At 67.9% G+C, this 21,960-nt stretch carries 22 protein-coding genes; 14 read left to right on the top strand and 8 right to left on the bottom strand.

Annotation, left to right across the window (positions count from 1 at the left end):
- Positions 1–10: 10 nt before the first annotated feature.
- Positions 11–751, bottom strand: a complete 741-nt coding sequence (locus L1787_RS02420; RefSeq protein ID WP_235706888.1) for an SDR family NAD(P)-dependent oxidoreductase — start codon at positions 749–751, stop codon at positions 11–13.
- 110 nt (positions 752–861) lie between these two features.
- The gene (locus tag L1787_RS02415; protein WP_235706887.1) at positions 862–1,977 is read right to left on the bottom strand and encodes a hypothetical protein; all 1,116 of its coding nucleotides are present in this window, start codon (positions 1,975–1,977) and stop codon (positions 862–864) included.
- Between the two features lie 331 nt (positions 1,978–2,308).
- Between L1787_RS02415 and L1787_RS02410 the strand changes: the two genes are divergently transcribed.
- The 9 genes from L1787_RS02410 to L1787_RS02370 all read left to right on the top strand — a co-directional run bounded on the left by L1787_RS02410 (position 2,309) and on the right by L1787_RS02370 (position 9,419).
- Entirely contained in the window at positions 2,309–2,677 is a 369-nt protein-coding gene (locus L1787_RS02410; protein ID WP_235706886.1) for a hypothetical protein, read from the top strand.
- Positions 2,678–2,742: 65 nt separating this feature from the next.
- On the top strand, positions 2,743–3,771 hold the full coding sequence (locus L1787_RS02405; protein ID WP_235706885.1) for a dienelactone hydrolase family protein: 1,029 nt from the start codon (positions 2,743–2,745) through the stop codon (positions 3,769–3,771).
- A gap of 100 nt (positions 3,772–3,871) precedes the next feature.
- Positions 3,872–4,264: a hypothetical protein gene (locus tag L1787_RS02400; RefSeq protein WP_235706884.1), complete on the top strand. Its 393-nt coding sequence runs from the start codon at positions 3,872–3,874 to the stop codon at positions 4,262–4,264.
- An 85-nt stretch (positions 4,265–4,349) separates the two neighbouring features.
- Complete coding sequence (gene argB, locus L1787_RS02395; protein ID WP_235706883.1) at positions 4,350–5,267, top strand: acetylglutamate kinase; 918 nt, start codon at positions 4,350–4,352, stop codon at positions 5,265–5,267.
- Between the two features lie 207 nt (positions 5,268–5,474).
- A complete protein-coding gene (locus tag L1787_RS02390; RefSeq protein WP_235706882.1) occupies positions 5,475–6,251 on the top strand; it encodes a pyrimidine 5'-nucleotidase in 777 nt (258 codons plus the stop codon).
- A 213-nt stretch (positions 6,252–6,464) separates the two neighbouring features.
- Positions 6,465–7,316: a 2,3,4,5-tetrahydropyridine-2,6-dicarboxylate N-succinyltransferase gene (dapD, locus tag L1787_RS02385; protein WP_235706881.1), complete on the top strand. Its 852-nt coding sequence runs from the start codon at positions 6,465–6,467 to the stop codon at positions 7,314–7,316.
- A 4-nt stretch (positions 7,317–7,320) separates the two neighbouring features.
- Complete coding sequence (locus tag L1787_RS02380) at positions 7,321–7,698, top strand: DUF805 domain-containing protein (RefSeq protein WP_235706880.1); 378 nt, start codon at positions 7,321–7,323, stop codon at positions 7,696–7,698.
- 1 nt (position 7,699) lies between these two features.
- On the top strand, positions 7,700–8,842 hold the full coding sequence (gene dapE, locus L1787_RS02375; protein WP_235707151.1) for a succinyl-diaminopimelate desuccinylase: 1,143 nt from the start codon (positions 7,700–7,702) through the stop codon (positions 8,840–8,842).
- 19 nt (positions 8,843–8,861) lie between these two features.
- A complete protein-coding gene (locus L1787_RS02370) occupies positions 8,862–9,419 on the top strand; it encodes a hypothetical protein (protein WP_235706879.1) in 558 nt (185 codons plus the stop codon).
- A 60-nt stretch (positions 9,420–9,479) separates the two neighbouring features.
- Here the strand turns inward: L1787_RS02370 and phnN are convergent, their stop codons facing one another.
- The 4 genes from phnN to petA all read right to left on the bottom strand — a co-directional run bounded on the left by phnN (position 9,480) and on the right by petA (position 14,825).
- Positions 9,480–11,510 carry a phosphonate metabolism protein/1,5-bisphosphokinase (PRPP-forming) PhnN gene (gene phnN / locus L1787_RS02365; RefSeq protein ID WP_235706878.1) on the bottom strand — a complete coding sequence of 677 codons (2,031 nt, stop codon included), beginning with the start codon at positions 11,508–11,510 and terminating at the stop codon, positions 9,480–9,482.
- A 520-nt stretch (positions 11,511–12,030) separates the two neighbouring features.
- Positions 12,031–12,900 carry a cytochrome c1 gene (locus L1787_RS02360; protein WP_235706877.1) on the bottom strand — a complete coding sequence of 290 codons (870 nt, stop codon included), beginning with the start codon at positions 12,898–12,900 and terminating at the stop codon, positions 12,031–12,033.
- A 3-nt stretch (positions 12,901–12,903) separates the two neighbouring features.
- Positions 12,904–14,238, bottom strand: a complete 1,335-nt coding sequence (locus L1787_RS02355) for a cytochrome b (protein ID WP_235706876.1) — start codon at positions 14,236–14,238, stop codon at positions 12,904–12,906.
- A 14-nt stretch (positions 14,239–14,252) separates the two neighbouring features.
- Positions 14,253–14,825 (bottom strand): ubiquinol-cytochrome c reductase iron-sulfur subunit, encoded by a 573-nt coding sequence (petA, locus tag L1787_RS02350; RefSeq protein ID WP_235706875.1) that lies wholly within the window; start codon positions 14,823–14,825, stop codon positions 14,253–14,255.
- A 211-nt stretch (positions 14,826–15,036) separates the two neighbouring features.
- On the opposite strand from petA, the gene L1787_RS02345 reads away from it, so the two are divergent.
- The gene (locus L1787_RS02345) at positions 15,037–15,501 is read left to right on the top strand and encodes a tRNA (cytidine(34)-2'-O)-methyltransferase (RefSeq protein ID WP_235706874.1); all 465 of its coding nucleotides are present in this window, start codon (positions 15,037–15,039) and stop codon (positions 15,499–15,501) included.
- Positions 15,498–16,412, top strand: coding sequence for an oxygen-dependent coproporphyrinogen oxidase (gene hemF, locus L1787_RS02340; protein ID WP_235706873.1), 915 nt, complete (start codon positions 15,498–15,500; stop codon positions 16,410–16,412). The genes L1787_RS02345 and hemF overlap by 4 nt, the downstream gene beginning before the upstream one ends.
- A gap of 6 nt (positions 16,413–16,418) precedes the next feature.
- On the opposite strand, the gene L1787_RS02335 is transcribed toward hemF, so the two are convergent.
- Together L1787_RS02335 and chrA are read right to left on the bottom strand one after the other, a co-directional pair.
- The gene (locus L1787_RS02335; protein ID WP_235707150.1) at positions 16,419–16,904 is read right to left on the bottom strand and encodes an MmcB family DNA repair protein; all 486 of its coding nucleotides are present in this window, start codon (positions 16,902–16,904) and stop codon (positions 16,419–16,421) included.
- Between the two features lie 105 nt (positions 16,905–17,009).
- Positions 17,010–18,194 (bottom strand): chromate efflux transporter, encoded by a 1,185-nt coding sequence (gene chrA, locus L1787_RS02330; RefSeq protein WP_235706872.1) that lies wholly within the window; start codon positions 18,192–18,194, stop codon positions 17,010–17,012.
- 237 nt (positions 18,195–18,431) lie between these two features.
- Here chrA and L1787_RS02325 point away from each other — a divergent pair, with 237 nt between their 5' ends.
- The 3 genes from L1787_RS02325 (at position 18,432) to L1787_RS02315 (ending at position 21,943) form a co-directional block, all read left to right on the top strand.
- On the top strand, positions 18,432–19,724 hold the full coding sequence (locus L1787_RS02325; RefSeq protein ID WP_235706871.1) for an NAD(P)/FAD-dependent oxidoreductase: 1,293 nt from the start codon (positions 18,432–18,434) through the stop codon (positions 19,722–19,724).
- Entirely contained in the window at positions 19,721–20,881 is a 1,161-nt protein-coding gene (locus L1787_RS02320; RefSeq protein ID WP_235706870.1) for an NAD(P)/FAD-dependent oxidoreductase, read from the top strand. Before L1787_RS02325 ends, L1787_RS02320 begins: the two co-directional genes overlap by 4 nt.
- A 348-nt stretch (positions 20,882–21,229) precedes the next feature.
- A complete protein-coding gene (locus L1787_RS02315; protein ID WP_235706869.1) occupies positions 21,230–21,943 on the top strand; it encodes an SDR family NAD(P)-dependent oxidoreductase in 714 nt (237 codons plus the stop codon).
- Positions 21,944–21,960 lie beyond the last annotated feature (17 nt).

Below are 21,960 nucleotides of genomic sequence, written 5' to 3'. Positions count from 1 at the left end.
GGCCGGCACGTCAGACGTGCTGGCCGCCGTTCACGTGGATTTCCGCGCCGTTCACGTAGCTCGACGCGCCCGAGCAGAGAAAAAAGATCGCCTCGGCGACCTCCACGGGCGAACCGAGACGGCCGAGCGGAATATCGTCGATCAGCGCGTCCGTCCCCGGCGACAGGATCGCCGTTTCGATCTCCCCCGGCGCGATCGCGTTGACGCGGATGCCGAGCGGCCCGAAATCCGCCGCCATCTCCCGCGTCAGCGCCGCGAGCGCCGCTTTCGACGTCGCATAGGCGGTGCCCGCGAAGGGATGGACCCGGCTCCCGGCGATCGACGAGACGTTGACGATCGAGCCCTTCGCCGCCTTCAGCTCCTTGAGGAGCCCGCGCCCCAGCATGATCGGGGCGAAGAAATTCACCTGGAACACCGAGCGCCAGAGCTGCATCGGCGTCTCGATCGAGTTGAGCCGCGCCCCACCCTCCCCTTTCGGGCTGATCGCGGCGTTGTTGACGAGCGCATCGAGGCGGCCGCCATTCTGCGTCAGACGCTGGCGGATCTCGGCGATCGCGGTGCCGAGCCCATCCGGATCGTTGAGGTCGAGCTGGATGTGATCGTCTTCACCGGCAGGCCACGGGCACTTGTCGGAGAAGGGATGGCGCGAACAGGTGACGATCCGCCAATTGTCGGCCGAAAAGCGCTTCACCGTCGCATGGCCGATGCCTCGGCTCGCTCCGGTCAGCACGAGGGTCTTCCTATCGTCCATCCCGGATCCTCATCCACCCTTGCGCCATATAGGGCACAATCCGCACGACGATAGACAGCGGCCCGCCGACAAGCGGACCGGACGCGATCCGGCCGGGCCGATGGCCGGTCCTATTCGGCCGCCTTATCGCCGCGCCGGGCCGCCCGTTTGGCTTCCACCGCCGCGGCGCGGCGCTCCATCATTCGTGCGCGGCGCGCTTCCCGGAAGGCGGCACGGTCGCCGGGTTGAGGCGCCGGCGCCTCCGCATCCCGGCCGGCCGGCCGGGCTTTCGCTTTCGGCTTGCTGTCGTTTTCGGCAGGCGCTTCGATCCCGTTTTCGTTGAGATAGCGCTCGACGCGGCGCCGCTTGCCCTTCCGCCCGCGCGCGAGAAGCGCTTCGATCGGGTCGGTGATCGTCGCGTTCATCGTCTCGATGGTGGTGACGATCGCGGCGACCTCCTCGTCGTCGAAACGGTCGAACGAAGCGAGCGTGGGCAGCGGCGTGTCCGTATCGGAGTCAAACGCGGTCAAATCCTCTCCGAGACGGTCGCAGATCCACGCGATCTCGTCGCCTTCGGCTTTGATCGCCGCCGCCTCCACCTCGACCGGAAGCCGGAATTTCGGCCCCGGCATCGGAATCAGCACGCGCATCATGGCGTTCGGCGGGCGAATGAAGCGCGGCTCGGCGAAAACCGCCTTCAGATAATCGCCCATCAGCCCCTCGCCGAGTGCCCGGCGGAGCGCATCCGGCAGATCGGCCGGCAGCGCGCCCGCCTTCTGGGCGCCGTTGATCATCGAGAAGAACTTCGCCCCCGTCATGCTCATCGATTCGTTGGAGCGACCGGCCCGCGCATTCGCGAACGCGGGGCGTTCACCGTCCATCATCGACAAAAGCGTCTGCAGGACGCAGCCATCCTTCATGCGCGAGGGATGGAAGACGGCGAGGCGAACATTCGGGCTCACCTTGTCGTGCGGCTCGATCGAGCCACGATAGAGCGCGGCGGGCACCGACGTCAGGAAGTCCGCCATCGTGCCGCCGTCTTTCAGGCCCTGCTGGCACTTGCTGCCTCTCCAGGAACGCGGGGGCCGCACGAATGCGAGCGTGACGACCTTGTCGAACATCGACATGAGTTCGTGAAGCTCGGCGACCCCGGCCCGCTGCATGGCGCTGCCCGTCTCGGCGGAGAGCAGCCCGTCGAGCCCCTCGTCCGCCGCGGCGTTCATCTCGGAGACGAAAGCGGCGCGCATTTCGTCGCGCCGTTCGACGAAACCGCCCTGACCGCGACGAATCAGGCGCTCGTCCGACAATCCCCGCGGACGACGGAATTGTGCCTCCAAAAACGCGTTCTGATTTGCACCGGGCATATTGGGATAGGCGATCCCGCCAGCACGCGTCGCATCACGGTTCAGATGAAAGTAGCGCTGAATCGATGTCGTGCCGGTTTTCGGCATACCGATATGCAGATAAAATGTTGGCAACGTCAGAGACCCGAGCTGAGCGGCACATTCTGCCGCGGCGGCGACAATCGCAACGCGCCGGGCAGGGTGCAAGTGGAGACGAGCCGATATGCGCGCATCTATGACGATTGTCCTAACCGCCACGCTCCTCGGCGCCACGCCCGCAGCGGCGACGAGCGGTTTCGGCTGCTATCGCGTCAATGTCGGGCCGAGCGATCCGTTGCAATTCCGCGCCGGGCCGACCTCCGAATCCGAAGTCGTCGCCACGTACGACTGGAATGACGGGCCGATCATCGCCCTGTCCGAGGGGCTCGCCCGTGGTGAGGGCGTCGAGAACAGCCTCTTCGACGTCTATCGCGCCGAGATGCGCGTCTGTGTTCCGGCCAATCTGCCCGTCGGCGCGCGCTGGTGTCCCGTGACCATCTTCGATGGCGGCTCGACCGAGGCCTGGGTCAAGCGTCGCTTCGTCGATTATTCCGAGTGCCCCTGAGCCCCGGCCCGCCTGCAGCGATCGGTCGCGTTCATCGGGCGCCTCCGGGACCAATTTAACCCCGCATGACCCGATCGACGCCTCCACGCCGTCTCGCCGCGCTCAGCATCCTCGCCGTTTTCGCCGCCACGGCCACCGTGAGCGCCGCGGGGCTCGCCCCCGACGGGCGCTGGCCGTCGGCGGACGTCACCCCGATGCGCCCCGATATCGCGAGCGCCAGCCCCTTCACCCTCACCGATGTCGGCGGCGCCGCGGCGCCGATCGCCGCCAATGTCACGTATTATCCGGCGGACGGCGCGAGCGCGGAGAACCCGGCGCCCGCCGTCATCCTCCTCCACGGCGCCGGCGGCGTGAGCCAACGGCGCGAGGGCCGCTATGCGCGCGAATTCGCCGCCCAGGGGATCGCCACCGCCGTGATCGACGTGTTCGGCGCGCGCGAGGGCGGCGGGTTCGTCGAGCGTCTCATGAAGACGACCGAGGCGATGGCGCTGTCGGACGCGTTCGCGACGCTCGATTGGCTCGCCGACCGCCCCGAGATCGACGCCGACCGCGTCGCCCTCATCGGCTTCTCCTATGGCGGGATGTCCTCGATCTATGCCGCCTACCGGCAGGTCGTCGACACCTACCGGCCGGACAACGCCTTCGCCGCCCATGTCGCCTTTTACGGCCCCTGCATCGCCCGCTTCGAGGACGCGACCACCACCGGCGCGCCGATCCTGATGCTGTGGGGCGACCAGGACGAGATCATGGATTCCGAAGCGTGCGAAACACTCGCCGGGGACCTGCGCAATGGCGGCTCGGCCGTCACGATCGCCCGCTTCGACGCTCGCCATCGCTGGGACGGGACCGGGCGGAGCTGGCGCGCGCCGGTGCACATCGCCGATTGTCGCTTCCGCGTCGGCCGCGACGGGACCGTGTCCGACGAGCGCACCATGCTCATGATGACCGACCCGGCCATGCGGGCGGCGATCCTCGCCTTCTGCTCCAACCGGGACGGCTATCTGATCGGCTCGGACGAAACGGTCCGCGTCCAGTCGAACGCCGCCTTGGCCGCCTTCCTCAACCCGGTCCTCTTCCCACCCGACGGGCCGTGACCGCTCGTGTCGGGCGGGCAACAACGGCCAAGATTTGACGCGGGCCGTCTTCCGCGCCCGGGCGTTCGGTGCGAAGAGATGCAGCATCATCGAGGATCGAATGTTGCTGCGTCATCTCCTCTTCATCGCACTCCCGCTCGCTCTCGTCGGCTGCCAAAGCGGCCCCTATGGAACCCAGCGAGAGGCGACCGCGTCCGAGAAGCACGTCTTCATCCAGAACGCGCGGAACGAGCTCTACGACCCGTTCAGCATCCGCAATGCCGAGCTGTCGACGGTGATCACCCTCGACAAGGGCGTCAACGAGCGCCGCGTCGTCTGCGCCCGCTACGATTCGAAGACCAAGGACGGCAGTTATACCGGAACGGAGACGCACCTCGTGACGGTGAACGCGAAGAACATCGTCACCGGATCGCTCGTGGTCCCGGCCGACGAGGAGCCGTGCAGCCGCCTGCGCTACGGTCCCTTCCCCGAGGCGGAGCGGCTCAAGGGCTGACGCGCCGCGCGGTGCGCCGCAAACCTTGCGCCCTATCTATCCGCGGGATAGCACACTGACGCAAAACGCCAGCCATCTGGATGCCATGACCGACTCCGCCGCGACGACCATCGACAATCTGACCGCCGACGCCCCGCTGCGGGCCGAGATCATAGCGACCGCGCTGCCCTACATGCTGCGCTATGACGACAAGACGATCGTCGTGAAATATGGCGGGCACGCGATGGGCGACCCCGAGCTCGCCGACGATTTCGCCGAAGACATCACGTTACTCACCCTGTCCGGCATCAATGCCGTTGTCGTCCATGGCGGCGGCCCGCAGATCGGCAGCATGCTCGAGCGTCTCAATATCCGCTCCGAGTTTCGCGATGGTCTGCGCGTCACTGACCGGGCGACGGTCGAGATCGTCGAGATGGTGCTCGCCGGGTCGATCAACAAAGAGATCGTCCGCAAGATCAACGCCGCCGGCGGCCGTGCCGTCGGCCTCTGCGGCAAAGACGGCCGCATGGTCCTCGCCGAGCCCTTGAAGCGGACCACGCGCGATCCCGATTCCAATATCGAGAAGGTCGTCGATCTCGGCTTCGTCGGTGAGCCGGTCGAAGTCCGCCGCGACGTCCTCGACGTTCTGGCCCGCCAGGAGATCATCCCGGTGATCGCGCCCGTCGCCCAGGGCTCGGACGGCGAGACCTACAACATCAACGCCGATACCTTCGCCGGCGCCATCGCCGGCGCGCTCGGCGCGACGCGGCTCCTCTTCCTGACCGACGTCGACGGGGTGCTCGGCGCCGACGGCAACCTCATCAAGGAACTGACCGTCGCCGAAGCGCGCCGCCTGATGGCCTCCGGCGTCATCTCCGGCGGCATGGTGCCGAAGGTCGAGACCTGCATCGCCGCCCTGGAACGCGGCGTCGAAGGCGTCGTCATCCTCAACGGCAAGACCCCGCACGCCGTCCTGCTGGAGCTCTTCACCGACGCGGGCGCGGGTACGCTGATCAAGCGCTGAGGCGCCCCGGCGCGATGGACCGACCCGGCGCTGGTCCGCATCCCCAGCGCCGCCACCCCCGCGACAACTTGCGCGCGCGGGCTGGCCGGGATAGTGGGGGAGGCCCATGCCGATCGTGTTCGCGTTTGCGGGACTTCTCTGTTGGGCCGGGATTGCCGGCAGCGTCTCGAGCGCGTGCCGGTCGGCTCATTGTTTAGGCATTTCCCGATGAGCCACGCGACGCCCCTCCCTTCCGAGGATCCGAGAGACAATCCGCGCGACCTTTCGGCCTTCGGTCGGGTCGACACGTGGATCTTCGATCTCGACAACACGCTCTACCCCTCCCACACCAACCTTTTCGCGCAGGTCGACCAGCGGATCGGCGACTATGTGGCCAAGCTCCTCGACATGGAGCGGGACGCCGCGCACGCGCTCCAAAAGGATTATTATCGTCGCTACGGCACGACCTTGCGGGGATTGATGATCGAGCACGACATCAAGCCCGACGGGTTCTTGGAGTTCGTGCACGATATCGACCACTCGAAGGTCGATGCGGATCCGCGCCTCTCCTCCGCGATCGAGGCGCTTCCCGGCCGCCGCTTCATCATGACCAACGGCACCGTGGCGCACGCCAAGGCCGTCGCCGACCGGCTCGGCGTCGGCAACCATTTCGAGGACATCTTCGACATCGTCGCCGCCGATCTCATCCCGAAGCCCGCGGCCGACACCTATTCCCGTTTCTGGGATCGGTACGGGATCGACCCCGCCCGCGCCGCGATGTTCGAGGATCTGTCGCGCAATCTCGAGGTGCCGCACAGCCGGGGGATGCGCACCGTGCTCGTGGTGCCGGAGGGCACGCGCGAGGTCTTCCGGGAGGACTGGGAGCTCGAAGGCCGGTCGGCCCCGCACGTCGAATATGTCACCGATGACCTGCCCGCCTTTCTCGAGCGGATCGGCGCGACGATGCGCGGCTTGCTCCAAACGCCCCCAGCCGCCGACCGCTGAAGACGGCGACCGCATGCGCCCGCGTGCGGTGATCGGGGCCACACGACGCGGCGCGCGCGAGCCTGAGGTTTCATCGGCCCCGAGACTTGCTATGGTCGGACCGCGCGCGGCGCCCGTCCGCCTCGTCGGTCCGATGGCCGCGGCGTCTATCCTTCCTCGCCTCGATCGCCTATGTGAGGCAGGAAAAATGAACGTCACGTCATAAGGTTTTCGATGCAGCTCTCTCCCTCCGAACGCGACCGCCTCGCGGCCACCATCGACAGCGCGTTCGAGGAGCGCGCCACCATCACCGCGCGCACGACGGGTCGTGTGCGCGACGCCGTCGAGAAGGCGCTGGGCCTTCTCGATCGCGGTGTGGTCCGCGTCGCCGAGCCGACGCCGAACGGCTGGCAGGTGAACGAATGGCTCAAAAAGGCCGTGCTCCTCTCCTTCCGCCTCACCCCGATGGAGGCGATCGACGGAGGGCCCGGCGGCTCGCATTGGTGGGACAAGGTGCCCTCCAAATTCGACGGTTGGGGTGAGGTCGATTTCGAGGGCGCCGGCTTCCGCGCGGTTCCGGGCGCGATCGTGCGTCGCTCGGCCTTCGTCGCGCCCGGCGTCGTCCTGATGCCGTCCTTCGTCAATCTCGGCGCCTATGTCGACGAGGGCACGATGATCGACACGTGGGCGACGGTCGGCTCCTGCGCCCAGATCGGCAAGAATTGCCACATCTCCGGCGGCGCCGGCATCGGTGGCGTGCTGGAGCCGCTCCAGGCCGCGCCCGTCGTCATCGAGGACGATTGCTTCATCGGCGCCCGGTCCGAGGTCGCCGAGGGCGTTCGCATCGGTCGCGGCAGCGTCCTGTCCATGGGCGTCTTTATCGGCGCGTCGACCAAGATCATCGACCGGGCGACCGGCGAGACCTTCCGCGGCGAGGTGCCGCCCTTCTCCGTCGTCGTGCCCGGCACGATCGCGACCAAGAGCGGCGGGAGCGACGACCTCGCACTGTCCGCCGCGATCATCGTGAAGCGCGTCGACGAGCGGACGCGCCTCAAGACCTCGATCAACGAACTTTTGAGAGATTGACGGCGTGAGCCAACGAGGCCGCGAGCCGAGTGTCCTGTGGGCCCTCATCGGGGTCGACGGGCGCGTGAACCGCGAGGTCTTCTGGCTCGGCAATCTCCTGTGCGCGCTCGTCGGGGTGGCTTTTATGCTGCCCCATATCGACCCGGACACGGGGGCGCTGCTGCTGAGCCCCATCGCTCCGTTCGTCTCGGCCGTGCTGTTCTGGCCCGGGATCGCGCTCGCGGTGAAACGCCTGCACGATCGCAGCCTGACGGGATGGCTCGCCGTGGCGTTCGCGATCCCCGTGGTGGGCTTCGTCGCTTTCTTCGCGATCGGGCTGATACCGGGGAACAAGGGCCCCAATCGTTACGGCCCTGCGACCAACTCCAGAGGCCCAGCCTGACATCATGGCGACCGATCCGCTTCCCATCGCCCAATCCCTGATCCGCGCCGAAAGCGTCACCCCCGCCGCGCCCGCCGTCTTCGACGTCGTCGAGGCGGCGCTCGGTGCGGCCGGGTTCGCGGTCGAGCGCATCACCTTCGCGAAGGACGGGTCGCCGCCGGTCGAGAATCTCTTCGCGACCCGCGGCGAAGGCCGTCATCTCGCCTTCGCCGGCCATGTCGACGTGGTGCCCCCCGGCCCGATCGAGGCGTGGTCGCACGACCCGTTCGCCGCCATCGTGGAGGGCGACACCCTGCACGGACGCGGCGCGCAGGACATGAAAGGCGCCGTCGCCGCGATGATCGCCGCCGCCACCGACTGGGCGGAGGCGAACGGCTCCGGCCGCCTCTCCTTCCTCATCACCGGCGACGAAGAGGGGGTCGCGATCAACGGCACCGCGGCGCTGATGGAATGGTGCGACAGCCGCACGCGTTTCGACGCGGCCATCGTCGGCGAACCGACCTCGCGCAAGGTGCTGGGCGACACGATCAAAGTCGGCCGTCGCGGCTCCTTGTCGGCGACCGTCACGGTCAGCGGGCGACAGGGCCATGTCGCCTATCAGGAGCTTGCCGACAATCCGGTGCCGGCGCTCCTCGCGATCGGTCAGGCCCTCAACGCGACGCTCGACGCGGGCTCGGGCCCCTTCGCCCCGTCCAATCTCGAGATCGTCTCGATCGATGTCGGCAACCCGGCCTGGAACGTCATCCCCGCTTCCGCGACGCTTCGCTTCAACGTGCGCTTCAACGATCGCTGGACACGAGACTCGCTGAAATCGGAGCTGACGCGCCGGATCGAGACCGCCGCCCCCGCCGCCACGGTCGCCATCGCCTGGGAATCGGGCCATGGCGACGCGTTCGTCACGCGGGACGAGGCGCTGATCGCCGCCGTCACCAAGGCGGTCGAAGGCGTCACCGGCGTCACGCCGGAGCCGAACACCGGCGGCGGCACCTCCGATGCGCGGTTCATCAAGGATTATTGCCCGGTCCTCGAATTCGGTGGCGTCGGCGATCTTCTCCATCAGGTGAACGAGCGCACGCCCGTGTCCGAGCTGCGCCGCCTCGCCGAGACCTATCGCGCGATCATCGACACCGTGCTGGCGGAATGACGGGCGCGGAGGAGCGAGGGTGCTGACGGTCTCCGAGATCGTGCGGTCGCTGAACGGCGCTTGGCTCCTGTTCCTCGGCCGCCGCGAGGGGCTCGACCTTCTCGACCGCTCGGCGGAGGGCTTCTGGCGCTCGTTCGCCGTCATCCTCCTCCTCTTGCCGCTCAACGCGGTGACGATCCTCGCCGTGGCGCGCTCGCAGGGCGTCGACAAGCCCTTCAACGAGATGTTCCTCGAAGGCCTGCCGGTGCTCGCGCTCGACTGGGTGGCCTTTCCGATCGTGTTGGCGTTCGCCGCCGGAATGCTCGGCGTGAAGCGGACCTATACGAGCTACATCGTGGCCCGCAACTGGATGGCGCCGGTGGCGGCGGCGATCCTCGCGATCCCCGTGATCCTGCAAGGTGCGGGGTGGATCGGGCCGACGACCTCGATCCTCTTGTCACTCATCTCGATGGGTCTGGTGTTGCGCTACCACTATCTCGTCGTGCGCCTCGCGCTCGAGACGACGGTGGGGCTCTCGATCGGGCTCGTGGTGGTCGACCTTTTGTTGACGCTGGTGTTCGTCGGGCTCTTCAGCTAGCGCGCTCCCCGGCGCCGTCGTGCCTCCGCGCATCGAGGCCCCGACGGTCCGGGCGGCGGCTCATCCGATCGCAAACACCTCCTCCACCCGAAGCCGGCCGAGTTCGTCGACCCCCGTCCGGCTGCTCGCGAGGACATCGAGGAGCGGATCGCCCTTCGCCACCCCGTCACCCACGGCGACGCGGAGCCGCGCGCCGGCCCCCTTGTCGCCAGGTGCGCCGGCCGCGCGGGCGAGCCCGGCGAGGGCATAACCGTCGATCGCATCGACGCGGCCGGACCGGGGCGCCACCATCGTGCGCGAGAAGACGCCGGGCTCCACCGGCGCGCGCACGCCTTGGGCAGCGGCGATCCGCTCGAACGCGTCGAGCGCCGCCCCCGAATCGAGCAGTTCCGCCGCACGCGCCCGGCCGGCCCCCGCTTGCACGGCCGGGTCCCACTCCAGCACGATCCCCGCGAAATCGAGCGCCTTCTCGCGCAACGCCGTCGGCGCATCCGCCGCACCGGCGAGGACCGCGCAGACGTCCGCGAGCTCGAGCGCCGGACCGACGCCGACGCCGATCGGACTGCGCCCGTCGGTCACGAGCGCGCGCACATCGAGCCCCACCCCACGCCCGACCGTCTCGAACAGAGCGGCGAGCGCGCGCCCATCCTCCAAGGTCTTCGTCTTGGCGTGCGGGCCGACCGGAATGTCGACGATGACGTGGGTGGAGCCGACGGCGAGCTTCTTCGACAGGATCGACGACACGTCGAGATGGGCCGAGCGGATGCCGAGGGGGCGGTTGATCGCGTTCATCACGTCGTCGAGCGCGCTGTGGCTGATCCGGCCGCTCCAGGCGATCGCCCCATTGGTCGCGTCGACGACATGGCGCAATTCGGCCGGGGAGAGATCGACGCGGGCGAGACACTCCATCACGTCTGCGGTCCCCGCGGCGGAGGTGATCGCACGCGAGGAGGTCTTCGGGATGGTGAGACCGTGAGCGGCGACGATGGGCACCAGGATCATCGTGATCCGGCTCCCTGGCACGCCGCCCATCGAATGCTTGTCGACGACGATACGGCCGTCCCAGCGGAAGCGGTCGAAGAACTCCGCGCGCACCGCCGTCAGGGCGACGACCTCCTCGATCGTGAGCGCGTTGGAGGCGGCGACGAGGAAGCCGGCGATCTCGGCGGGCGCATAGCGGCCCTCGACGATATCGCGGACGACCCGGCCGATCTCGCCAGCGCTCAGCGCATCACCGGCGACCTTCTTGCGCAGAACGTCCCGGCTCCTCGGCGAGGGCGAGCGCTGGACGAGGGCCTTCGTCCCGTCCGGCACGCCGAGCCGCGCGAAGGCGTCGGGGCTGAGGCCGATATCGTGACGGCCGACGAGGCGATCGTCGTCGGTGAGGACGAGACGGGCGCGCGCCGAGGCGGCGCCGGCGGTCACTTCGACGAGCGTCGTCTCGGCGAGGCGTTCGACGCGCACGGGTCGCGCCTCGCGGTGCAGGAGGCACAGCGCCTCGCCCGGCATATGAAGCGAGGCATGGCGGACCGCAAGCGGTAGGACCGCCGCGCCGACGAGCGCCGCCTCGAAGCGGGCGACCCCCTCCTCGAGCGCGCCGCCATTGTGGATCTCGATGACCCGTGCCCCGCCGGCGTCGATCGGGACGGTGCGGGCAAGGCGGGCGGCGACGTCGGCGGCGTCCTCCCGCCCGCGCGCCTCGAGGCGGGCGCGAACGATCTCCGGCGGAGCGGTGACGGACAAGACGACGAGATTGGCAACGTGCGCGGCGAACGCGCCGATCATCCGGCGCGAGATGTTGACGACGACATTCCGCCCCTCGTCGAGCGCGTCGAGGATATCGGTGCGGATGCCGTAAGAGAGGCCGTGCGCCTGCCACGACACGAGGAAGGCGCCGGCGGCCTCGGCGGTCTCGAACGCCGCCGCGTCCACCGCCTCGTGGATTTCACCACCGGCGTCGGCCGGGCGCGTGATCACGCGGCGGGCGAAGAGGAAGTCCGGGTCGCCGGTCAGATGATCGCGCGCGGCATCGATCAGCGTATCCTTGCCGACCCCGCTCGGACCGACCACGAGGAAGAGTACACCCCGCACGCGCGTTCACTCCTTACGTCGACCTGTGCCGCTCTTCATCGTCTCATGGGGCCGGAGCGGCCCCGAACCGCGCCCCGATCGTCGCATGGTCCGCCGGCACGAGCGGGCCTGACAAGGCGCACGAACAGATCGCCGGTCCGCCACCGACGAGCCCCGGCGAGCGCTCCGAAGGCGGGCACCCCCGCCGCGTCGCGCCCCGATGCCTGGCCCCGACCCGCGCCGCCGCAATGGACGGAGCGGGCGGACCGGACGCACCGGACGCACCGGACGCACCGGACGCACCGGACGCACCGGACGCACACTGCGTGCACCGTCGCGCGCATCGGCGCAATGCGGCGTGATCGCCGAGTGGGCGATCGCATCCGTTATAGCCCGATACTCTGACAATCGTCTGACAGCCGCTCGAGGGTCGACCGCGGCCGCCTTTGCCGAGCGGGACGCCGGACCGGGGGCGAGCGCGGGGTCTGGCCGCCCGTCACCCCCAACGAAAAAGGCCCACCGCGAGGGTGGGCCTTTCGGATCAATGGGCGATGTTGCGCCAGAGTTTGCGCTTCGTGAGGTAGAGAAGCAGGGCGAACACGGCGAGGAAGATCATCGCGCGGAAGCCGAACTCCTTGCGCTCGACGAGATGCGGCTCGGCGGCCCACATCAGGAACGCGGAGATGTCGGTGGAGTATTGCTCGACCGTCTCGGGCGTGCCGTCAGTGTACTCGAACTGTCCGTCCTGCAAGGGCGGCGGCATCGCGATCCAGTTCCCCGCGAGGAAGACCGGATTGTAGAATTTGGCCGGGACGGGCTCGACGTCCGCCGGCGGATCCTCGTAGCCGAGGAGAAGGGCGTGGATATAATCCGGCCCGTTCTCGGCATAGTTCGCGAAGGCGTCGACGATGAAGCCGGGGAAGCCGCGATGGACGGCGCGCGCCTTGGCGATCAGCGAGAAGTCCGGCGGCACGGCGCCACCGTTCGCGGCCGCAGCCGCGGTCGAGTTCGGATAGGGCGACGGCACGTGGTCGGTCAGCGTCGCCGGGCGATCGAACGGCTGGCCGGTCTCGTTCGAGATATCGGTGATCGTATACTCGCTGGCGATCTGCTTGGCCGCTTCCTCGGAGAAGGCCGGGCCCGACGGATCGGTCAGGTTACGGAACGCGATATAGTCGAGCGAATGGCACAGGCCGCAGCTCTCGCGGTAGATCTTGAAGCCGCGCTGGAGCTGGGCCCGGTCGTACCGGCCGAAAATGCCGGAGAACGACCAGTCCTGCTTCTCGATATGGGGCGCTTCTCCCGCCGCCTGAGCCGCGCCGCCCAGAAGGGCCAGCGCGAGGACACCGCCGAATGCTGCGCGCGCGATGCGGGGGACGACCGCCCCCCCGATCTTCGTGGTCTCAAGCATCGATCAATCCTTCTTGGGCGCAGCCGGGGCCCCGTCGGGGCGCACATCACCAGAACCAGCGGGTTTCTCACTTCCGCGGAGAGCCGCTTCATCCTCGTGGGACAGTCCGCTCTTCCCCTTCAACACGGCTTCGGAAATGGAGTTCGGCACGGGCTTCGGCGTTTCGAACAGGCCGATCACGGGCATCAGGATCAGGAAGAACAGGAAGTAGTAGGCCGTTCCGATCCGCGCGAGGAGCACGTAGATGCCTTCGGCCGGTTGCGCACCGAGCCAACCGAGCGCGATGCACGCCACCACCCAGACCCAGAATGCGATCTTGAACATCGGGCGGTACTTCGCCGAGCGAACGCGCGAGGTGTCGAGCCAGGGAATGACGAAGAGGATGAGGAGCGAGGCGAACATCACCACCACGCCGCCGAGCTTGGACGGAATGGCGCGCAGCATCGCGTAGAACGGCAGGAGATACCATTCGGGCACGATGTGCGCCGGGGTCACCAGCGGGTCGGCCTGGATGTAGTTGTCCGGGTGGCCGAGATAGTTCGGGATGTAGAAGACGAAGTAGGCGTAGAGGAGCATGAACAGCACCATCGCGAACAGGTCTTTGATGGTGATGTAGGGGTGGAACGGCACCGTGTCCTTAGAGGACTTCACGGACACGCCGGTCGGGTTGTTGTTGCCCGAAATGTGCAGCGCCCAGATGTGGAGGATCACCACGCCGAGGATCACGAACGGCAGGAGATAATGGAGCGCGAAGAAGCGGTTCAGCGTCGGATTGTCGACCGCGAAGCCGCCCCAGAGCCACTCCACGATCGTCGGCCCGACGAGCGGAATCGCGGAGAAGAGGTTCGTGATCACCGTCGCGCCCCAGAAGGACATCTGGCCCCAGGGCAGGACGTAGCCCATGAAGGCGGTCGCCATCATGAGGATCAGGATCACCACGCCGAGCATCCACAGCACCTCGCGCGGCGCCTTGTAGGAGCCGTAATAGATGCCGCGGGCGATGTGCATATAGACGGCGAAGAAGAACATCGACGCGCCGACCGCGTGGATATAGCGGATCAGCCAACCGAAGTTGACGTTACGCATGATGTGCTCGACGCGATCGAAGGCGAGCTCCGTGTTCGCGGCATAATGCATCGCGAGCACGATGCCCGACACCATCATGGTGATGAGCATGAACATGAGGATCGCGCCGAACGTCCACATGTAGTTGAGATTCTTGGGCGTCGGGAATTCGATCGCCTGCTCGTTCGCGAGCGAGAACAGCGGCAAACGCGAATCGATCCAGCGAACGACTTTCGAGTTGGGCTGAAAGTTGGAACTTCCGTGACCGGACATGGGCTCTCCTCCGATCAGCCGATGACGAGCGTCGATTCCGACGCGAACGTGTAGGGCGGGATTTCGAGATTCAACGGTGCGGGGCCCTTACGGATGCGGCCCGCGGTATCATAGTGGGAGCCGTGGCAGGGGCAGAACCAACCGCCATAATCGCCCTGCTGGCCGAGCGGAACGCAGCCGAGATGGGTGCAGATGCCGATCATCACGAGGAGATCTTCCTGCCCTTCGGCCGCACGGTTCACGTCCGTCGCCGGCTCTTCGCCGCCGAGATTCGGGTTGCGGGCCACCGGATCGCGCAGCTCGGAGAGCGGCGTGTCCTTGGCTTCCTGCACTTCCGTCTCGGTGCGGCGACGGATGAAGATCGGGCGGCCACGCCACATGACCGTCATCGATTCGCCGGTGGCGAGGGCGCTGATATCGACCTCGATGGAGGCGAGTGCCTGGGTCGAGGCGTCCGGGTTCATCTGGTCGATGAACGGCCAGGCGACCCCGGCTACACCGACGGCGCCGACAGCGCCCGTCGCGATGAATAGAAAGTCGCGCCGCGTTGTCCCATGGGTGTTGTCAGTGTGCTCCGTCGTCGCCACGCTTGTCTCCTTGTCCGCCCCTAGCGCTGGTGCCGTAGCGGTGTGCACGCCCCCGCTGCTGGTGTCCAGATGACATTCAGTTAGACACCTTGTCGCAAACTATCCTAAACGGGCGGTGGTTTTTGAAAAGTCTGAAACCTGATAGCGCAAGGGGGGGCGAGCCGCCTAGGGGGTCGCTCATTCTTCGTGGACAGTTTGCGAAAATCGCAACATGGATGTTGCCCTCTACCAGCCTGATATTCCTCAAAACACCGCGGCGATCCTGAGGACGGCGCGCTGTTTCAACGCGGCTGTCCATATCGTCGGACCGGCCGCTTTCGATTTGTCCGACCGTGCGGTGCGCCGGGCTGGGCTCGACTATGCTGCCCGCGCAACACTCGTCCGGCATTCGAATTGGACGAGCTTTTTAGACGCGATCGGGACGCGACGAACGGTCCTCTTCACGACACGGGCGTCGACATTCGTCACCGAATTCGCCTTCGAGGCCGACGATATTCTTCTCTTTGGACAAGAGAGCGCCGGCGTCCCGGATGACGTTCACGCCGCCGCCGGCGCCACCGTGCGCATTCCGATGGCGGCCGACACGCGGTCCCTTAACCTTGCCGTCTCGGTCGGGATCGGGCTCATCGAAGGCCTCCGCTCCTCTGCGACGATCCAGCTCAAAGGCCTTGCATGACCCTTGACCACGCCCGCAAAGGCGGCCCCCTCCCCGACCCGGCGACGCTCGGCGCTCAACAGGAGACGGCGCGCGCTTGGTTCGAATCGCTCCGCGACCAAATCCACGCGCTTTTCGAAACGCTCGAGGACGAGGCGTCGGGTGTCGACCCGGCCGGGCGCTTCACCCGCGAGCCATGGTCCCGCACCGGCAGCGACGGCAGCGAAGGCGGCGGCGGGGTCATGGGGATGCTGCACGGCCGCCTGTTCGAAAAGGCCGGCGTCCACACCTCCACGGTGCACGGCACCTTTTCCGAAGCCTTCCGCAAACAGATCCCTGGCGCCGACGAGGATCCGCGCTTCTGGGCCTCCGGCCTCTCGCTGATCGCCCATCCGCGCAATCCGCACGTGCCGACGGTGCACATCAACACGCGCTATGTCGTCACCACGCGCCACTGGTTCGGCGGCGGGGCGGATCTCACCCCGATGCTCGACCGGCGGCGTGGGCAGGACCACCCTGACACGGTCCTCTTCCACGAAGCGTTTCGCGAAATGTACGCTCGCCACCCGGTCGCAGACTATCCGCGCGACAGGGCCTGGTGCGACGATTATTTCTCCCTCCCCCATCGCGGCGGAGAGATGCGCGGCGTCGGCGGCGTGTTCTACGATTATCAAGCGAGCGGGACCTGGGACGCCGATTTCGCCTTCACCCAGGACATCGGCCGCACGTTCATGGACGTGTATGCCACGATCGTCCGCCGGACGATGCACGAGCCGTGGACCCCCGCGGACCGGGAAGAGCAGGAGATCCGGCGCGGCCGCTATGTGGAGTTCAATCTCCTTTACGACCGCGGCACGATCTTCGGGCTCAAAACCGGCGGCAACACCAACTCGATCCTGTCCTCGATGCCGCCCACCGTCCGCTGGCCCTGAGGGGCGTCAGACGGGCGCCGAGACCCAGGGGTTCGGGTCTTCGAGCTCGTGGAGGCGGCGGGCGGCGGTCTGCGCGATGCGCAGCGTCATCGCCCGCCGCGTCGACGCAGCGAGGCGGGAATGTTGGGCCTCGCGCACGATCTCGGCCATGAACCCGTCGGTCATGATGAGGCCTTCCTCGGGCGGGAAGATATCGCCGACGTCCGGGGTCGAGGCGAAATAGAGCCGGTCGCAGGCACTCTTATAATGGTGCCACTTGGAATCGGCGCGGAAGTCGGCGATCGACGACTTGATCTCGACGATCGTCACCTCTCCGCGCCCGTCGATCGCCACGAGATCGGCGCGCCGGCCGCTCGACAGAATCAACTCCGGCACCACCGCCCAACCCATTTCACGCAGCAACCGCCCGACGCCGCGACGCACCTTCATCGCCTGCGGCGACTGGCGCCCGTCGATCATCGCATCGACGTCGAATGTACTGAGGAGCGGCATACTCAACCTTCGCGCACCTTTTTTGACGATCCGGTGCGCGGGAACGTGCAACCGGCGGGGCGCTTAGATTGACTCGTTTTGTTCTTTTTGTGGAGCCCAAACGGCTCAAAGAACGAAACCGCCGATCGCTCCGGCGACGATCACCACGAGCCAGGCCGGTGTCCGCCACGCCGCGAGTGCCGCGAAGGCGGCGATCGCCAGCGACAGCGCGCCGACGTCGGGGATGCCCCGCGTGAAGACCGGATCGTAGAACGCCGCCCCGAGAAGCCCGACCACCGCCGCGTTGACCCCCGCGAGCGCCCGGCGTGCCACCGCCATGCGCCGCAGGTCGTCCCAAAAGGGCAACACGCCGAGAACGAGGAGCATCGACGGTAGGAAGATCCCGACGAGCGCCACCACCGCCCCCGGAACGCCGCCAAACGGCTCGGCGACCGTGCCGAGAAAGGCGGCGAAGGTGAAGAGCGGCCCCGGCACCGCCTGCGCCGCCCCATAACCGGCGAGGAACGTCGCCTGATCGACCATCCCGGCCAATTCGCCTTCGAGGAGCGGCAGGACGACATGGCCGCCACCGAACACGAGCGCGCCGGCCCGATAGGTGCGGTCGAACAGATCGAGCGGCGCACCGAGCGGGGCGAGGAGCGGCAAGCCGGCGAGGAGGAGCGCGAAGGCGAGGAGCGCGGCGACGCCGACCCGCCGACCGACCGGCGCCCGCGCGCCGCCCGGCTCGGGCGATGCGACATCGGGCAAGACGAGGCCGGCGAGAGCGCCGAGGGCGATCACGGCGAGCTGGGCCATGCCGCGATCGGGCGCGAGGAGGACGATGATCGCCGCAAGGCCCGCGATCGCCGCCCGTTCCCGCGTCGCCGCGAGCGAACGGGTCATGCCGAGAAGGGCGTGCGCGACCACCGCGACCGCCGCAGCCTTGAGGCCGACGAGCCAGCCCGCCCCCTCGACGACCCCGGTCGTCCCGATCAACAGCCCGAAAAGGGTCAGCGCGACGGCGCTCGGCAGGGTGAAGGCGATCCAGGCCGCCAGCATTCCCGCGAAGCCGGCGCGCGTCAGTCCGATCGCCATGCCGACCTGGCTCGACGCCGGCCCCGGCAGAAACTGGCAGAGCGCGACGAGATCGGCATAGGCGGCGTCGGTGAACCAACCCCGCCGCTCCACGAAGGCGGTGCGGAAAAAGCCGAGATGGGCGACCGGCCCGCCGAAGGAGGTGAAGCCGAGCGGCAGGAAGGCGAGAAAGACCTCGCGCGCCGTGCCGTTTTTCGCTGTCGTCTCGCCCGCCAACGGAGCCTCCTCGTCATGTCGCAAGAGAGCCTCTCCCCGCCCCGCATGACAGGAGGATGACAGCCTGCCTGCATCCATCCCCGTTTCGCCCCTGGCAGCCGACCGAGCGCGATCGGCAAAGCATCTTTCAACCTGCGATCGGCCGGGCCTATGATGGGCGAACGCGCCGCCCGGCGCGCGCCGTCATGGCATGAATATTGTTTCGATGCGAACGTTCCAACCCGGCTGGCCGTCTCCATGAACACTCCCGAATCCCTTCCCCGAAACGCCGATATCGTCGTCATCGGCGGCGGTATTCTCGGTGTCAGCACTGCGATCTTCCTCAACCGGATGGGTCGGAAGGTCGTCCTCCTGGAGAAGGGGCGGATTGCCGGGGAGCAATCCTCACGCAACTGGGGCTGGATTCGGAAGCAGGGCCGCGACCCGCGCGAGCTGCCGATGATGATCGAGAGCGCCCGGCTGTGGCAGCGCCTCGCCTCGGAATGCGGCGAGGATATCGGCTTCGGCGTCAACGGCACCACCTATCTCGCGCTGAACGAGGCCGAACTCGCCGAGCGCGAGGCCTGGCTCGCCTCCGCGGAGGGCTTCCAGCTCGACACCAAGCTCCTCTCCCCCGCCGAGGTGGACGCGCTTCTCGGTCTCGAAGGCCGCCGCTTCAAGGGCGCGCTGCACACCCCGTCCGACATGACGGCGGAGCCGCGCCTCGCCGCGCCGGCCTTCGCCCGCCTCGCGGCGGCGGAGGGCGTCACCGTGGTCGAAGGCTGCGCGGCGCGCACGGTCGAGATGGAAGGCGGCCGCATCAAATCCGTCGCGACGGAGCGGGGCGAGATCCAGTGCGAGGCGGCGATCCTGTCGGGCGGAGCGTGGTCGCGCACCTTCCTCGAGAATCTCGGCATCTATATCCCGCAGCTCGCGGTGCGCGCCTCCGCCTTTCGGACGAGCCCGCTGCCGGAGATCCACACCGGCGGTTTCGGCGCGACCGGCGCCTCGCTGCGCCGCCGGCCGGACGGCGGCTACACCGTCGCCCGCTCCAACGCCGCGACCTTCGAGCTCATTCCCGCCGCCTTCCGCCATCTCGTCCCGTTCATGCCGGTGATCAAGAAGCGCTGGAAGATGCTGAAGATCCGCGGCAACAGCTCGTTTTTCGGCCCGCTCGGCCATCACCGCTGGACGGCCGACGACACGAGCCCGTTCGAGGCGATCCGCGTCTTCGATCCTGAGCCCGACATGGAGCTTTTGAACACCGTCCGCAAAACCGCGATGACGTTCTATCCCTCGCTCGGCGAGATCGACATCCTGGAGGCGTGGGGCGGCATGATCGACGTCACGCCCGACGAGGTGCCGATCATCGACGAGGCGCCCACGGTGCCGGGCCTGTGGATCGCAACGGGGCTGTCCGGCCACGGCTTCGGCATCGGACCGGGCGCCGGGATGCTCGCCGCCGAGCTCGCGACCGGCCGCACGCCGAGCTTCGACACCACCCAGTTCCGGCTCGACCGCTTCAAGTCCGGTCGCAAGGCCGCGGCGTGAGCGCGCCCGACGTCCTCGTCGTCGGCGCCGGGATCACCGGGGCCGCCGCCGCGCTGGAACTCGCCGAGCAGGGCGCGCGGGTCGAGATCGTCGACACCTACGGCCCGGCCGCGATGGCCTCTGGCTGGACGCTCGCCGGCGTGCGCCAATCCGGCCGCCATGCCACCGAGCTTCCGATCGCGAAGGCGGCCGTCGCCGGCTGGCCGAGCCTTGCCGAGCGCCTCGACGGCGAGACCCACTATCGCCAGGACGGCAATCTCCGCCTCGCCTGCACCGAAAGCGAGGTCGCGCACATCCGATCGCTCGTCGAGGCCCACCGGGCCGAAGGGCTCGACATCGATTTCCTGCCGACCCTCGAGGCGGTGCGCGCCGTCACGCCGGCTTTGTCCGACAAGGTGATGGCCGCATCCTTCTGCCCGAGCGACGGACATGCCGACCCGGTCGCCACGGTCGGCGCCTTCATCGCGGCCGGCAAGCGCAAGGGCGTCAGCCTCTCGGAGGGTGAGCCGGTCGAGCGTTTCGAGGCGTCCGGTGGGCGGATCACCGCGGCGATCACCCCGACGCGGCGCATCGAGCCGGGCGCGGTGGTGCTCGCCGGCGGCATCCACGTCAACCGCCTGCTCGAACCGCTCGGCGCGCGCATTCCCCTCACGATCCCGATCGTCACGGTGATCCGCACGCGGCCGATCGATCCGGTCCTCGCGCCCGTGCTCGGCACCGCCGGCGCAGTTTTCGCGGCACGGCAGGAGTGGACCGGGCGGCTGCGCTTCACCTCCGGGGCCGAGCCCTTCACCGGCACGCTCGACGAATCCGGCGCCCGCCCCGTCGCCGCCCCCCATCTCGGCCGCCTGCGGGACACGCTGGACCGGGTTTCGGCCGTCCTTCCGTTGGTCGCGGAATGCGAGCTCGAAGCGGTCTGGGGCGGCCTTCTCGACCTCACGCCGGACGCGCTGCCGGTCATCGATCACGTGCCGGGCTACGACAATCTCGTCGTGGCGGCGGGCTTCTCGGGTCACGGCTTCTGCATCGGCCCGGTGACGGGACCGCTGGCGGCCGATCTCGCGCTCGGCCGCCCGCCGCGCCACGCCCTCGACGCCTTCCGCTTCGCCCGCTTCAACGACGGCGGCACTCAGGCGCCGCTCACCCTCCACGGCTGATCGCGCCGCGCGGCGAAGCCGGCCCCGAACCGGCGATTCGCCCGCAGCCTATGCGTGTTGCCCACATTCGGGGCAGGCTTGCCACTCTTTTCGCGTTGCCTTCGCCGCGCCCGAATGCGGCAATGTCGTCGTCACGCGACGGGATGGTCAGGGACCAATTCCTGGCTATTTCGGAAAGTAGAGCCGTGTTGCAACGCCTTCATCCCTTTGGATTTTCCGGTCGCCAATTCGCATCTCCTCCCTTGATCGGGCCCGTCCTTGCAGACATCATCGTGCCCGAGGCGGATAGTCTTGCGCCTCATCCGCCTTCGCCTGAGCGAGCGCGGTATTCGATGGGAGAGAACCTTGATGCTTGATCCCGCCGGCCGGGTGATCATGGTGTCCGGCGCCAACCGCGGGATCGGCCGCGCCATCACCGAGAAGTTGTTGTCCAAAGGCTACCGGGTCAGCGCCGGGGCGCGCGACGTCGCCGGGCTGAAGGACGTGCTCGCCCCTGTCGCCAACGCGCACCTCCTCTGCGCCCAGTACGATGCGGAGACGCGCGCGACCTACAAGGCATGGGTCGAGGCGACCCTCACGACCTTCGGCCGGATCGACGGCCTCGTGAACAATGCCGGGACGTCGAACACCTTTTCGATCGAGGACGGCGACGAAGCCGATTTCGACCGCCTGGTGACGATCAATCTCAAGGGCCCGCTCTTCATGACGCGGCTCGTCATGCCGCATCTGCGGAAGGTCGGGCACGGGCGGATCGTCAACATCTCCTCGCTCTCCGGCAAGCGCGTCGCCAATGCGAACGTCGCCTACGCGATGACCAAGCACGCGCTGATGGCCCTCACCCATTCAACCCGCCGCATCGGCTGGGACGACGGCGTGCGCGCCACCGCCGTCTGTCCGAGCTTCGTCGCGACCGATCTCACGGCCGACGTCACCAAGGTGCGCCGCGAGGACATGATCGATCCAGCCGACCTCGCCGAGCTGGTCGCGACGGCAATTGCGCTGCCGAACAATGCGGTGATGGCCGAGATGCTGGTCAACTGCAAATTGGAGGATCTATTCTGAGTTGAGACGCGGGCCAC

Origin of the sequence: Acuticoccus kalidii (assembly GCF_021556395.1) — a bacterium.
GTDB lineage: Bacteria > Pseudomonadota > Alphaproteobacteria > Rhizobiales > Amorphaceae > Acuticoccus > Acuticoccus kalidii.
This window is presented reverse-complemented; position numbering and strand designations above follow the sequence as displayed.